The following is a 14,203-nucleotide window of genomic DNA, read 5'->3' as shown; positions in this document are numbered from 1 at the left end:
TAATTGCGACAACAGTACAGAATCACTATCCGGTTTCAGCCGGCATGACAGGAGTAATTAATGGCTATCGACGAAAACAAACAGAAAGCGTTGGCGGCAGCGCTGGGCCAGATCGAAAAGCAATTCGGTAAAGGCTCCATCATGCGCCTGGGTGAAGACCGTTCTATGGATGTGGAAACGATCTCCACAGGTTCGCTTTCACTGGATATCGCGCTGGGCGCAGGCGGCCTGCCGATGGGCCGTATCGTCGAAATCTACGGGCCGGAATCATCCGGTAAAACCACGCTGACGCTGCAGGTGATTGCCGCGGCGCAGCGCGAAGGTAAAACCTGTGCGTTTATCGATGCAGAACACGCGCTGGACCCGATCTATGCACGTAAGCTAGGCGTTGATATCGACAATCTGCTCTGTTCTCAGCCGGACACCGGTGAACAGGCGCTGGAAATCTGTGATGCGCTGGCGCGTTCTGGCGCTGTCGACGTTATCGTTGTCGACTCCGTAGCGGCACTGACGCCGAAAGCGGAAATCGAAGGCGAAATCGGTGACTCTCACATGGGCCTCGCGGCGCGTATGATGAGCCAGGCGATGCGTAAACTGGCCGGTAACCTGAAGCAGTCCAACACGCTGCTGATCTTCATCAACCAGATCCGTATGAAAATTGGTGTGATGTTCGGTAACCCGGAAACCACGACCGGTGGTAACGCACTGAAATTCTACGCTTCTGTTCGTCTGGATATCCGTCGTATTGGCGCGGTGAAAGAGGGCGATAACGTGGTGGGCAGCGAAACCCGCGTGAAGGTGGTGAAAAACAAAATTGCGGCACCGTTTAAACAGGCTGAATTCCAGATCCTTTACGGTGAAGGCATCAACTTCTATGGCGAACTGGTTGACCTGGGCGTGAAAGAGAAGCTCATCGAGAAAGCGGGCGCCTGGTACAGCTACAACGGCGAGAAAATTGGTCAGGGTAAAGCGAATGCAACCACCTGGCTGAAAGACAACCCGGCGACTGCGAAGGAAATTGAGAAGAAAGTTCGCGAAATGCTGCTCAATAACCAGGATGCCAAACCTGACTTCGCTGTTGATGACGGTGAAGGCGTTGCGGAAACCAACGAAGATTTTTAATCGTCAGGTGTCGTCCGTCCGGATAACGCAACACTGCCATCCGGCAAAAAGTTGAATTACACTCAAGGGCTGCATTGATGCAGCCCTTTTTGCATTTCTGATTTCGAAGGTTGTTATGAGTGAACCCACACCGCGCCGACCCGCGTATTCCCGGCTGTTAGATCGCGCAGTACGTATCCTCGCGGTTCGTGACCACAGCGAACAAGAGTTGCGACGTAAACTTGCCGCCCCGGTGATGGGGAAAAATGGACCGGAAGAGATTGATGCGACTGCGGAAGATTATGAACGAGTGATTGCCTGGTGTTACGAGCATCAGTATCTCGATGACGATCGGTTTATCGCCCGCTTTATCGCCAGCCGCAGCCGTAAAGGCTATGGCCCGGCGCGCATTCGCCAGGAGTTGAATCAAAAGGGCATTGCCCGTGAATCGACGGAAAAAGCAATGCGGGAATGTGAGATTGACTGGAGCGTCCTCGCACGCGATCAGGCCTGTCGTAAATATGGTGAACCGCTGCCTGGCGCATTTTCAGAAAAGGTTAAGATACAGCGATTTTTGCTCTATCGTGGATATCTGATGGAGGATATCCAGGAAATATGGCGAAATTTTGACGATTGAGCGCATACGGGATTTTACTTCCCCGTAAAGAAAACTTATCTTATTCCCACTTTTCAGTTGCCGGCGGCCCAGTCAATCAAGAGTTGTTGCTGGTAATGATTTTTCGTTAGCAAGATTTCAGGATAATTATGAGCAAGAGCACCGCTGAGATCCGTCAGGCGTTTCTCGACTTTTTCCATAGTAAGGGACATCAGGTAGTTGCCAGCAGCTCCCTGGTTCCAAACAATGACCCCACTTTGTTGTTTACCAACGCCGGGATGAACCAGTTCAAGGACGTTTTCCTTGGGCTCGACAAGCGTAATTATTCCCGCGCAACCACATCTCAACGCTGCGTGCGGGCGGGTGGTAAGCACAACGATCTGGAAAACGTTGGTTACACTGCACGTCACCATACCTTCTTCGAAATGCTGGGTAACTTCAGCTTCGGCGACTATTTCAAGCATGATGCAATCCAGTACGCATGGGAATTGCTGACCGGTGAAAACTGGTTTGCCCTGCCGAAAGAGCGTCTGTGGGTGACCGTCTACGAAACAGACGATGAAGCCTATGAAATCTGGGAAAAAGAAGTCGGTATTCCTCGCGAGCGTATTATCCGCATCGGTGATAACAAAGGTGCGGCTTATGCGTCCGACAACTTCTGGCAGATGGGCGACACCGGTCCGTGCGGTCCGTGCACCGAAATTTTCTACGATCATGGCGATCACATCTGGGGCGGCCCTCCGGGAAGCCCGGAAGAGGACGGCGATCGCTACATTGAGATCTGGAACATCGTCTTTATGCAGTTCAACCGTCAGGCTGACGGTACGATGGAGCCGCTGCCTAAGCCTTCCGTGGATACCGGTATGGGTCTGGAACGTATTGCGGCTGTGCTGCAACATGTCAACTCCAACTACGAAATTGACCTGTTCCGTACGCTGATTGAAGCAGTAGCGAAAGTGACCGGTGCAACCGATCTGAGCAACAAGTCACTGCGCGTGATTGCGGATCACATTCGTTCCTGTGCGTTCCTGATTGCCGACGGCGTGGTTCCGTCTAACGAAAACCGTGGCTATGTTTTGCGTCGTATCATTCGTCGTGCGGTACGTCATGGCAACATGCTGGGCGCGAAAGAGACCTTCTTCTATAAACTGGTGGGTCCACTGATTGACGTCATGGGATCGGCGGGCGAAGAACTGAAGCGTCAGCAGGCTCAGGTTGAGCAAGTTCTGAAAACCGAAGAAGAGCAGTTTGCCCGTACGCTCGAGCGTGGCCTGGCGCTGCTGGACGAAGAACTGGCGAAACTGTCCGGCGATACGCTGGACGGCGAAACAGCATTCCGTCTGTACGATACCTACGGTTTCCCGGTTGATCTGACGGCTGACGTTTGCCGTGAGCGCAACATCAAAGTGGATGAAGCCGGTTTTGAAGCCGCCATGGAAGAGCAGCGCCGTCGTGCGCGTGAAGCCAGCGGTTTCGGTGCGGACTATAACGCGATGATTCGCGTGGATAGCGCCTCTGAATTTAAAGGCTACGACCATCTGGAACTGAACGGTAAAGTGACCGCGCTGTTTGTTGATGGTAAAGCGGTTGATGCGATCAGTGTCGGTCAGGAAGCCGTTGTCGTACTGGATCAGACCCCATTCTATGCGGAATCCGGTGGTCAGGTCGGCGATAAAGGTGAACTGAAAGGCGCGGGCTTTGCGTTTGTCGTAAGCGATACGCAAAAATATGGTCAGGCGATTGGTCACCTCGGCAAGCTGTCTGCGGGCTCTCTGAAAGTGGGCGATGCGGTCCAGGCTGATGTGGATGAGGCGCGTCGTGCGCGTATTCGTCTGAATCACTCCGCAACGCACCTGATGCACGCGGCGTTGCGCCAGATTCTGGGCACGCACGTGGCACAGAAAGGGTCGCTGGTTAACGACAAAATGCTGCGCTTCGATTTCTCGCATAATGAAGCAATGAAGCAGGCGGAAATCCGGGCGGTTGAAGATCTGGTGAACGCGCAGATTCGTCGTAACCTGCCGGTTGAAACCCACGTGATGGATCTGGAAGCGGCGAAAGCAAAAGGCGCAATGGCGCTGTTCGGCGAGAAATATGACGAACGCGTTCGCGTGCTGAGCATGGGTGATTTCTCTACCGAACTGTGCGGCGGGACGCACGCCAGCCGTACCGGTGACATCGGCCTGTTCCGTATTGTCTCTGAGTCCGGAACCGCCGCCGGGGTTCGTCGCATTGAAGCGGTAACCGGTGAGGGCGCCATTGCGACTGTGCATGCAGAAAGCGATCGTTTAGCCGATATTGCACATCTGTTGAAGGGCGATAGCCAGAATCTGGGCGACAAAGTGCGTTCAGTGCTGGAACGTACTCGTCAGCTTGAGAAAGAGCTTCAGCAGTTGAAAGAACATGCTGCGGCGCAGGAAAGTGCGAATCTTTCCAGCAAAGCGGTTGATATCAATGGCGTTAAGCTGTTGGTGAGTGAGCTTGCGGGTGTTGAGCCGAAAATATTGCGCACCATGGTTGATGATCTGAAAAATCAACTGGGGTCGACAATTATCGTGCTGGCAACGGCAGCGGAAGGTAAGGTTTCTCTGATTGCTGGTGTGTCTAAGGACGTGACCGACCGTGTCAAAGCAGGGGAACTGGTAGGTATGGTCGCTCAGCAGGTGGGCGGTAAGGGTGGTGGTCGTCCGGACATGGCGCAAGCCGGTGGTACGGATGCTTCTGCTCTGCCTGCGGCGTTAGCCAGTGTGCAAGCCTGGGTCAGCGCAAAATTGTAATAACTATAAGCGTTAGCCGATGCCGCGGATAAGCATTCCGCGGCGTTTGCATCAACGTTGTCGACAACGATAAAGTCAGGTTGAAGTTGTGTATATCGGCTAAACTTAGGTTTAACAGAATGTGATGCCGTGACTGCTTACATGTAATGTGTTTGTCATCGCTTACTTTTTGGCGTTATATGATGGATAATGCCGGGATACAGAGAGACCCGACTCTTTTAATCTTTCAAGGAGCAAAGAATGCTGATTCTGACTCGTCGAGTTGGTGAGACCCTCATGATTGGAGATGAGGTCACCGTGACAGTTTTAGGGGTGAAGGGCAACCAGGTACGCATCGGCGTAAACGCCCCGAAAGAAGTATCTGTCCATCGTGAAGAGATCTACCAGCGTATCCAGGCTGAAAAATCCCAGCAGTCCAGTTACTAAGGTTTCCGCGTCTCACCTGACCGGGTGAGGCGCAACCTGACATCGTCGCGATATCCCACTCTGTTTCGTTTTTCTGTGACTCTTTTTCCAGTTTCGCCTGGCGCTACTGCATCCGTATGTCTTTTCCATTGAGGTAGTCCGTTGCCCAGAGTCCAATTTATCTGTTGATAAAACACTCTTTTTGCCGTTTTTGCAGACTAATTGAACGTGAAGTGTGCAAACGATAAAAGCTCAGGAAAAATTGTTTGACTTATAAGTCCCAGAAAGTAATATGTGCGCCACGCAGCGACGATGAGCAGAAACAAGTTCTTCGAAGCACTCGTAAGAGGCGTGTGGTGAGGTGGCCGAGAGGCTGAAGGCGCTCCCCTGCTAAGGGAGTATGCGGTCAAAAGCTGCATCCGGGGTTCGAATCCCCGCCTCACCGCCATTTGCATCCGTAGCTCAGCTGGATAGAGTACTCGGCTACGAACCGAGCGGTCGGAGGTTCGAATCCTCCCGGATGCACCATCTCTTACTTGATACGGCTTTAGTAGCGGTATCAAAATCTGCAGTAAAGTAAGTTTCCCGATGCATCCGTAGCTCAGCTGGATAGAGTACTCGGCTACGAACCGAGCGGTCGGAGGTTCGAATCCTCCCGGATGCACCATCTCTTACTTGATACCGCTTTTGTGCAGTATCAATATCGGCAGTAAAATAAGTTTTCCGATGCATCCGTAGCTCAGCTGGATAGAGTACTCGGCTACGAACCGAGCGGTCGGAGGTTCGAATCCTCCCGGATGCACCATCTTCTCCCGAATAACAGCGAGTTTGTTGTTTCATGGTCTGCGAGAGCATCGTAAGCACCAGGGGGATAACGTTGCGTCAGCAACAGCCCGAAGGTCGAGGCTTCGCCGAGTCATCCTCCCGGATGCACCATCTCTTATTTGATACCGCTTTTGTGCAGTATCAGTATCAGCAGTAAAATAAGTTTCCCGATGCATCCGTAGCTCAGCTGGATAGAGTACTCGGCTACGAACCGAGCGGTCGGAGGTTCGAATCCTCCCGGATGCACCATCTTCTCCCGGATAACAGCGAGTTTGTTGTTTCATGGTCTGCGAGAGTATCGCGAGTACCAGGGGGGATAGCGTTGCGCCAGCAACGGCCCGAAGGGCGAGGCTTCGCCGAGTCATCTTCCCGGATGCACCATTTTTTTCTTTTCCTTACTCCTTTGCATTCATCTCCTGAACAATCCTCAGCATCGTCGTCAGCGACAAAATTCAGCAATTACGATAAAGTAACGTCTGTTTACTTGCCGGTGAGAGCGCTATGTACGAACGTTATGCGGGTCTGATTTTCGATATGGATGGTACCCTTCTGGATACTGAACCGACGCACCGTAAGGCGTGGGTTGAAGTATTAGGTCGTTACGGTATGCATTTTGATCTTCAGGCGATGATTGCCCTTAACGGCTCAGCCACATGGCGTATTGCTCAGTCCATTATTGAGTTGAATCATGCGGATCTCGATCCTCACGCGTTAGCCCGTGAAAAAACCGACGCGGTAAAAATCATGCTCCTCGACAGCGTCGAGCCGTTGCCGCTGGTTGAGGTGGTAAAAGCGTGGCATGGTCGTCGCCCGATGTCCGTCGGAACCGGCAGTGAAAGCGCAGTAGCGGAAGCGCTGCTGGCTCATCTGGGGCTGCGTCGCTATTTTGATGCCGTCGTTGCTGCCGATCATGTCCAGCACCATAAACCCGCGCCAGATACTTTCCTGCTTTGTGCGGAGCGTATGGGCGTGCCTCCGGCGCAGTGCGTGGTATTTGAAGATGCGGACTTTGGTATCCAGGCAGCACGCGCCGCCGGAATGGATGCTGTGGACGTTCGACTCCTGTGAGTGACGGACTGTCGCTCCTTTCATTGTTCGCCAGCAGTTTCCTCAGCGCTACGCTGTTGCCCGGCAACTCGGAAGTCGTTCTGATTGCCATGTTACTGGCCGGACTCAGTCATCCCTGGGTCTTAGTTTTAACAGCAACAATGGGTAATAGCCTTGGAGGGTTAACTAACGTTATCCTTGGGCGTTTCTTCCCGCTGCGCAAGACATCGCGCTGGCAGGAGAAAGCCACAGGCTGGCTTAAACGCTATGGCGCGGTCACACTATTATTAAGCTGGATGCCGGTTGTGGGTGATTTACTGTGCCTGTTAGCGGGATGGATGCGCCTCTCGTGGGGGCCGGTGCTCTTTTTTTTATGCCTTGGCAAAGCGCTGCGCTATATTGTTGTCGCAGCTGCTACCGTTCAGGGCATTACCTGGTGGCACTAATTGTGCCTGGGGATTAGCCTTTAGGTTAACCACTACAATTATGCTAATTAATACGATTTTGACAGGCGGGAGGTCAATTTGATCCCGGACGTATCACAGGCTTTGGCCTGGCTGGAAAAGCATCCTCAGGCATTACAGGGGATACAGCGCGGGCTGGAGCGCGAAACATTGCGCGTGAATGCGGATGGCACGTTGGCGACAACGGGGCATCCTGAAGCGTTAGGCTCAGCGCTGACGCATAAATGGATTACCACGGATTTCGCGGAAGCGCTGCTGGAGTTTATCACACCGGTAGACGGCGATATCCAGCATATGCTGACCTTCATGCGTGACCTGCATCGTTATACCGCCAGAAATATGGGTGATGAGCGCATGTGGCCACTGAGCATGCCTTGCTACATTGCCGAAGGTCAGGACATTGAACTGGCGCAATATGGCACTTCAAATATTGGTCGTATGAAAACGCTGTACCGTGAAGGGTTGAAAAACCGTTACGGTGCGCTGATGCAAACTATTTCCGGTGTGCACTACAACTTTTCACTGCCGATGGCATTCTGGCAGGCGAAATGTGGCGTAGTGGAAGGCGAAGAGGCAAAAGAGAAAATCTCTGCCGGCTATTTCCGCCTGATCCGTAACTATTACCGCTTTGGCTGGGTCATTCCTTATTTGTTTGGTGCGTCCCCGGCGATTTGCGCTTCCTTCCTGCAGGGCAAACCGACCACGCTGCCGTTTGAGAAAACCGACTGCGGAATGTACTACCTGCCGTACGCGACCTCGCTGCGACTGAGCGATCTGGGTTATACCAATAAGTCGCAAAGCAATCTCGGAATTACGTTTAACGATCTCTACGAGTATGTGGCAGGATTGAAGCGGGCGATTAAAACGCCTTCTGAAGAGTATGCGGCAGTAGGGCTGGAAAAAGGCGGTAAGCGTCTGCAAATCAACAGCAACGTGCTGCAGATTGAAAATGAGCTGTACGCGCCGATTCGTCCGAAACGCGTTACGCGTAGCGGTGAGTCGCCTTCAGATGCGCTTCTGCGTGGCGGTATCGAATACATCGAAGTCCGCTCGCTGGATATCAATCCGTTCTCGCCAATTGGCGTGGACGAGCAACAGGTGCGTTTCCTTGACCTGTTTATGGTCTGGTGTGTGCTGGCCGATGCACCGGAGATGAGCAGCAGTGAGCTGCTATGTACGCGTACCAACTGGAATCGGGTGATTCTGGAAGGGCGTAAGCCGGGCCTGACGTTAGGGATTGGTTGTGAAACTGCACAGTTCCCGCTGCCCGAAGTGGGTAAAGATCTGTTCCGCGATCTGAAGCGTGTGGCACAAACGCTGGACAGCATCCACGGCGGAGAGGATTATCAGAAAGTCTGTGACGAACTGGTTGCCTGCTTTGATAACCCGGAATTAACGTTCTCTGCACGTATTCTGCGGTCTATGATTGATACGGGTATTGGCGGTACGGGCAGGGCGCTGGGCGAAGCTTACCGCAATCTGCTGCGTGAAGAGCCGCTGGAAATTTTGCAGGAAGAAGACTTTGTGGCTGAACGTGACGCCTCAAAACGCCGTCAGCGCGAAGTTGAAGCGGCAGATTCGGAACCGTTTGACAGCTGGCTGGCAAAGCAGCAGGCCTGACAGAAAAGAAAAAGGCCACTCGGGAGTGGCCAAAATTTCATCTCTGAAAACAGGGATGATGATAACAAATGCGCGTCTTTCATATACTCAGACTCGCACCGGAACAAAGAGTTCAGTTTATTTATAAAAAATTATCGGAGGTGGCTAAATGCCGTTGTTAGATAGCTTCACTGTCGATCATACCCGGATGGAAGCACCTGCAGTCCGTGTGGCGAAAACGATGAACACTCCACATGGTGACGCCATCACCGTGTTTGATCTGCGTTTCTGCATTCCAAATAAAGAGGTGATGCCGGAGAAAGGGATTCACACGCTGGAGCATCTGTTCGCAGGCTTTATGCGTAATCACCTCAACGGTAACGGCGTCGAGATTATCGATATCTCCCCGATGGGTTGCCGTACCGGTTTCTATATGAGCCTGATAGGTACGCCGGATGAGCAGCGCGTGGCAGATGCATGGAAAGCGGCGATGGCCGACGTGCTGAAAGTTCAGGATCAGAATCAGATCCCGGAACTGAACGTCTACCAGTGCGGTACATATCAGATGCACTCCCTGAGTGAAGCACAGGATATCGCGCGTCATATTCTGGAGCGCGACGTTCGCGTCAACAGCAATGAAGAGCTGGCGCTGCCAAAAGAGAAGTTGCAGGAACTGCATATCTAGCTGTCTGTGTGCTTACCGGCTAAAAAAGCCCGTTCGACTGAACGGGCTTTTTTATCGCTGTAACTTAGTGCGCGCCACCACCGCCACCGCCCGCACCAAACGGGGGTTTGGCGAACCAGACCAGACCGAGTAACACCAGGAAGATCCCCGCCGACATCCAGAAGATCTCGTTGGCTGAAATAATCAGCCCCTGATTCGTTATCTGCTGGGCTATCCAGCCAGACGCCTGTTGCTGCGTCATGCCCAATCCCTGTAGCTGATCGTACATTGCCTGCGCATTCGGGTTATACGGATTCACCGACTCGGTTAACTGTGCATGGTGCATCGATTCCCGGTTGGTCCACATGGTGGTGGTGATCGATGTCCCGATTGACCCCGCCAGCGTTCGCGTAAAGTTAGACAAACTCGATGCCGCCGCCAGACGCTCAGGCGGTAAGCCAGACAGCGTGATGGTTGTTAGCGGCATAAAGAAGCACGCCACCGCGAAGCCCTGAATAAACTGTGGCCAGGCGGAGGCGCCGAAGTCCATTCCCGGTTCAAACGTCCACGCGCGCCAGTAAAAGCAGACGGCATACATAATAAAGCTGAACGTCACCAGCCTGCGCATATCCAGCTTATGGGCAAAGCGGCCAATAATCGGCGACAGGATCACCGGAATAATCCCCACCGGCGCGGACGCCAGACCCGCCCACGTCGCGGTATAGCCGTAAACCTCCTGCAAAAGCTGAGGTAGCAGAACAATAGCCCCGAAGTACAGCATATAAGCCAGACTGATACACAAACAGCCGATGGTAAAGTTTCGCGACTTAAACAGTGAGAGATCGACAATGGGGTTATCGTCGGTAAGCTCCCAGACAATCAGGAAGCTAATGGCGACCACCGCCACCACGGTCAGAATGATGATCTCCTGTGAGGCGAACCAGTCCAGCTCTTTCCCCCGGTCGAGCATAATCTGCAGGCTACCGATCCCAATGACCAGCAGCGCCAGCCCGATGGCGTCAATCCGCCGCTGTTCCGTGCGTGTTTCGCGTCCACGCAGGGTTTGCAGCGTCATCAGAACGACGGCAATACCGATCGGCACGTTGATAAAGAAAATCCAGCCCCAGTGATAGTTATCGCTGATATAGCCGCCCAGAATCGGGCCGCAAATCGGCGCGACAATCACTGTCATCGACCACAGCGCCAGCGCGATAGAGCGCTTTGCCGGAGGGTAGTTATTGAGTAGCAGACTTTGCGAAAGCGGGATCAGCGGCCCGGCAACCACCCCCTGAACGACGCGGAAGAAGATCAGCATGTTCAGACTACTGGAGACGCCGCACGCCCAGGAGGCGATGGCAAACGCCACCGTTGACCACATGAAGAGCTTCACTTCCCCAACGCGCTTTGCCAGCCAGCCGGTAATGGGAATCGAGATGGCGTTCGCCACCCCGAAAGAGGTGATCACCCACGTCCCCTGGCTCAGCGATGAGCCCAGGTTCCCGGCGATCGTAGGGATCGCCACGTTAGCAATGGTGGAGTCCAGCACCTGCATGAATGTCGCCAGCGACAGCGCAATCGTCATAATGACGAGCTGCGCGCCCTCCAGCGGTTTTTGCTGTTGCATCACACGCACCTCAGATTAGCCTGCGTTGGCCTGCACAATCTCTTCGATCAGTTTATTGACCGGGGCAAGGCTGATTTCACGGGCGTTACTCTCAGACACCGGCGTAGTGCGCACCTGGCTGGCGAGCACCTGACCGTCGCGGTTCGCGGTATCGACGGTGACGAGCGTCGATAAACCAATCCGCAACGGATGTTGCGCCAGCTGCTGTGCATCCAGTTCGATACGTACAGGCAGACGCTGAACCACTTTGATCCAGTTACCGGTTGCGTTCTGTGCTGGCAGCAGTGAGAAGGCGCTACCGGTCCCCATATCAAGACCGACCACTTTACCGGTGTACTTAACGTCATCGCCGTAGATATCACTGATCACCGTTGCCGGTTGGCCGATGCGCATATGGGCAAGCTGCGTCTCTTTGAAGTTAGCATCAACCCACAGATTGGTGGCCGGAACCACAGCCATCAGCGGCGTGGTAGGGCTGATCTGCGCGCCAGGCTGCACGGCGCGGCGCGACACGTAGCCGGTCATTGGGCTGACGATCTTCGTTCGCTCGAGCGCCAGCCAGGCGTTACGCACTTCGGTGGCGGCCTGTTGGACGGCGGGCTGATCTTCCAGCTTGCTGTCGAGAATCATCGCCTGATTAGCATTGTATTGCTGAATGGCAACATCAAGCTGCGCCTGAGCGCTGGCCACGGCATCCCGTGCGTGTTGCAGCTCTTCACGACCAATCAGATTGGCGTTACCCAGTGGTACGCGACGGTTAAAATCGCTTTGCGCCTGGGCAAGGGCCGTTTTCTGCACCGCAATGTTCGCCTGCAACTGTTTGCTGTTGATCATTAACTGATGCGTCTGACGGACGCTGGAGGCCAGCGCGGTCTTCGCTTTTTCAAATGCCTGTCTGGCATCCGTCTGATCGAGCGTGACGAGAACGTCACCCTGTTTAACAAAATCAGTGTTATCCGCCCAGACTTTCGTCACGCTGCCGGATACCTGTGCCATGATTTGAACCTGGTTCCCTGCCACGTATGCATCATCGGTCTCTTCGACATGACGCAGTACCAAAAACCAATAAATTCCATATGCCACGGCAATAACGATAAAGAGCAAGGTCAGGAGGAGTAGCGTACTTTTACGTTTGCTTTTCTTCTTAACCGGTTGCTGCGGGGTTTGGGTCTCCGCATTTGCGCTCATGTTGTTCTCCACGATCTTATTTTTTCGTCGGCTGAGCCGAGCTGTTTATCAGAAAGGCCAGCACGTTCAAGTGCTGGCCAGTCAGTTTTCTTTGGTAATCTGGATTATTGAGCGAGTCGACGCGTTAGCTCAGCGCCTCAAGGATAGCACCCTCCTGGTCCATCTGATCGAGACGCGTCAGAAGCTTACGAGTGATGTGCTCAAGCTGTTCTTTTTCTGCAGTGTTAAGAGCGGACCACAGTTGATGCAGGCAGTTATGCTGCGGCGGTAATACTTCGCGCAAAAATGCATGGCCTTTATCGGTTAACTGCAGATGCAGGCAACGACGATCGTTGTCGCTTTCATGGCGCTCGATCCAACCGCGCTTTTCCAGCTCATCAGCGATACGTGTCGCGTTAGTACGGGATGATCCCAGGGCACAGCTCAGTTCAGAAGGCTGAATGCTGTGGTTTTCCTGAGACTCCAGCGTAATCAACGCCATAAACAACGTCTCGTTAATCCCTTGAGCTTTCAGCATTTTATTGCGGTTATCCAGCAGTTTTCCTTGCATATGCATGCAAAGACGAGTCAGCAGGATTTCCTGATACGGAAAATCCTCGTGGCGGCTGGCGCGAAATTTTAGCATTTGTTCAATGGGCGTAAACGAACTATCCATTTGGGCATGACCTCATTAATTTCAGCCGATATAGTAACGACAGTGACAAATAAAGTAAATGTATTATTAAATTAAAATGATTTTTCCAACCTATAAAACCGCCAACATTTTCCACGCTAATCCATAGGCCAGAGCACTTAATAGCGTAGGAATGATGATACTGCGCGTTTTATAAAAACTAGCACCCAGTACAGCAAAGCCCACGAGCGTCGGCACGAAGCGACTGGCATCGTGCATGACCTCAGGGGCCGTTGACACAACCAGCAGGGCGCAAATTGATGCAATGCCGATGGTGTCGAGTAAAACGCCGGTTGCACCACGCTTGCCTGGACGGGTATTTCCCATCTTCAGACGCAGCGGTAAATAGCGAAACCCATAATTTACACAGCCGACCAGCAATCCGAGCAGCAGCACCTCATAGCGCATCGGGAACTCCTTGCCAGAAAGCCTGAATTAGCGCGGTCAGACAACCACACACAATCCCCGCCAGAATCGCGGCGGGGATGGAAAACAGCGTCACGCCCGCCAGTGCGCCCGCTAAGGCGGCGGTCACGCACAGGGACTGTTTACGCTGGAATGACGCCAGCAGAAAACTCATAAACAGCGCGGGGAGCATAAAACCGAGCGCCGCTTCGACCGCCGGGAATCCTTTCAATAAACCGCTGCCGGAAAAGGCGCCGAGTACGGTTCCCAGCACCCAGGAGGCCCAGGAGCAAAACGCGATGCCAATCATCCAGTTCTCGCTCCAGCGACGGTTATCCCGCACCAGCTTTGCAGTGGCAGCGGCAAAGACTTCGTCGGTGAGACCAAACGCCCACAGGGCGGTTTTCGGTTTACTGAGTTTCTGGGCGATACGACTGCGCAGGGAAGGACCGTATAAAACATGGCGTACATCCATCGCCATAACGGTCAGGGCGGCAACCCATAATGTGCTGCCTGCGGCGAGCATGGTTGTGATAACGAACTGGCTGGCACCGGCATAAATAATGCAGGAGAAAAACACGCTCTCAACCGGGCTAAACCCGAGACGGGTGGCATTGAGACCAAATGCAAAGGCAACAGGAATATAGCTGATGACGATGGGTAAGCTGTCTTTGAATCCTTCCGCACAGGTAGCCGGAGGGGTATTGGGCAGAGATGCGGGCCTTTCCATAGAGTTTTGCGCGTTATCACCAATGTTAAAATTATCAGGGTTAATAATCTCTATCACCTTAACAGACTGGGGGGCTCCTTAACAC

13 protein-coding genes and 5 tRNA genes are annotated in these 14,203 nt (G+C 53.3%); 13 read left to right on the top strand and 5 right to left on the bottom strand.

Translation table 11 applies throughout. The annotated features are described in order from the left end of the window. Window positions 1-60: 60 nt before the first annotated feature. From recA to luxS, 13 genes are all read left to right on the top strand, one after another. A complete protein-coding gene (gene recA / locus HVZ37_RS17375; RefSeq protein ID WP_044255092.1) occupies window positions 61-1,122 on the top strand; it encodes a recombinase RecA in 1,062 nt (353 codons plus the stop codon). A 115-nt stretch (window positions 1,123-1,237) separates the two neighbouring features. After that, window positions 1,238-1,738, top strand: a complete 501-nt coding sequence (gene recX, locus HVZ37_RS17370) for a recombination regulator RecX (RefSeq protein ID WP_044255094.1) — start codon at window positions 1,238-1,240, stop codon at window positions 1,736-1,738. A 128-nt stretch (window positions 1,739-1,866) separates the two neighbouring features. Beyond that, window positions 1,867-4,494, top strand: coding sequence for an alanine--tRNA ligase (gene alaS, locus HVZ37_RS17365; protein WP_181627801.1), 2,628 nt, complete (start codon window positions 1,867-1,869; stop codon window positions 4,492-4,494). Window positions 4,495-4,734: 240 nt separating this feature from the next. After that, window positions 4,735-4,920, top strand: coding sequence for a carbon storage regulator CsrA (csrA, locus tag HVZ37_RS17360; RefSeq protein WP_000906486.1), 186 nt, complete (start codon window positions 4,735-4,737; stop codon window positions 4,918-4,920). A 334-nt stretch (window positions 4,921-5,254) separates the two neighbouring features. Continuing rightward, window positions 5,255-5,347 (top strand) — tRNA-Ser (locus tag HVZ37_RS17355). 3 nt (window positions 5,348-5,350) lie between these two features. Next, window positions 5,351-5,427, top strand: a tRNA-Arg gene (locus tag HVZ37_RS17350). Between the two features lie 62 nt (window positions 5,428-5,489). Then, a tRNA-Arg gene (locus tag HVZ37_RS17345) sits at window positions 5,490-5,566 on the top strand. Between the two features lie 61 nt (window positions 5,567-5,627). Further along, window positions 5,628-5,704: transfer RNA gene (locus tag HVZ37_RS17340), tRNA-Arg, on the top strand. 192 nt (window positions 5,705-5,896) lie between these two features. Next, a tRNA-Arg gene (locus HVZ37_RS17335) sits at window positions 5,897-5,973 on the top strand. Window positions 5,974-6,225: 252 nt separating this feature from the next. Continuing rightward, complete coding sequence (gene yqaB, locus HVZ37_RS17330) at window positions 6,226-6,792, top strand: fructose-1-phosphate/6-phosphogluconate phosphatase (RefSeq protein ID WP_042999618.1); 567 nt, start codon at window positions 6,226-6,228, stop codon at window positions 6,790-6,792. Continuing rightward, entirely contained in the window at window positions 6,789-7,217 is a 429-nt protein-coding gene (locus tag HVZ37_RS17325; protein ID WP_042999619.1) for a YqaA family protein, read from the top strand. Before yqaB ends, HVZ37_RS17325 begins: the two co-directional genes overlap by 4 nt. A gap of 78 nt (window positions 7,218-7,295) precedes the next feature. Further along, complete coding sequence (gene gshA / locus HVZ37_RS17320) at window positions 7,296-8,855, top strand: glutamate--cysteine ligase (RefSeq protein ID WP_044255102.1); 1,560 nt, start codon at window positions 7,296-7,298, stop codon at window positions 8,853-8,855. A gap of 148 nt (window positions 8,856-9,003) precedes the next feature. Continuing rightward, window positions 9,004-9,519, top strand: a complete 516-nt coding sequence (gene luxS / locus HVZ37_RS17315; protein ID WP_003037312.1) for an S-ribosylhomocysteine lyase — start codon at window positions 9,004-9,006, stop codon at window positions 9,517-9,519. 64 nt (window positions 9,520-9,583) lie between these two features. On the opposite strand, the gene emrB is transcribed toward luxS, so the two are convergent. The 5 genes from emrB to HVZ37_RS17290 form a co-directional block, all read right to left on the bottom strand. Then, the gene (gene emrB / locus HVZ37_RS17310) at window positions 9,584-11,122 is read right to left on the bottom strand and encodes a multidrug efflux MFS transporter permease subunit EmrB (RefSeq protein WP_042999623.1); all 1,539 of its coding nucleotides are present in this window, start codon (window positions 11,120-11,122) and stop codon (window positions 9,584-9,586) included. A gap of 15 nt (window positions 11,123-11,137) precedes the next feature. Further along, on the bottom strand, window positions 11,138-12,310 hold the full coding sequence (gene emrA / locus HVZ37_RS17305; protein ID WP_044266594.1) for a multidrug efflux MFS transporter periplasmic adaptor subunit EmrA: 1,173 nt from the start codon (window positions 12,308-12,310) through the stop codon (window positions 11,138-11,140). A gap of 124 nt (window positions 12,311-12,434) precedes the next feature. Next, complete coding sequence (mprA, locus tag HVZ37_RS17300) at window positions 12,435-12,965, bottom strand: transcriptional repressor MprA (protein ID WP_042999625.1); 531 nt, start codon at window positions 12,963-12,965, stop codon at window positions 12,435-12,437. Between the two features lie 90 nt (window positions 12,966-13,055). Next, window positions 13,056-13,391 carry an L-valine transporter subunit YgaH gene (gene ygaH, locus HVZ37_RS17295; protein ID WP_042326037.1) on the bottom strand — a complete coding sequence of 112 codons (336 nt, stop codon included), beginning with the start codon at window positions 13,389-13,391 and terminating at the stop codon, window positions 13,056-13,058. Next, complete coding sequence (locus tag HVZ37_RS17290; RefSeq protein WP_043001836.1) at window positions 13,381-14,118, bottom strand: AzlC family ABC transporter permease; 738 nt, start codon at window positions 14,116-14,118, stop codon at window positions 13,381-13,383. The genes ygaH and HVZ37_RS17290 overlap by 11 nt, the downstream gene beginning before the upstream one ends. Window positions 14,119-14,203: the final 85 nt, after the last annotated feature.

This window comes from Citrobacter sp. RHB35-C17 (assembly GCF_013816795.1).
Lineage (GTDB): Bacteria > Pseudomonadota > Gammaproteobacteria > Enterobacterales > Enterobacteriaceae > Citrobacter_A > Citrobacter_A amalonaticus.
Note: the sequence above shows the minus strand (reverse complement) of the source record. Positions and strands in the feature narration are given on the sequence as shown.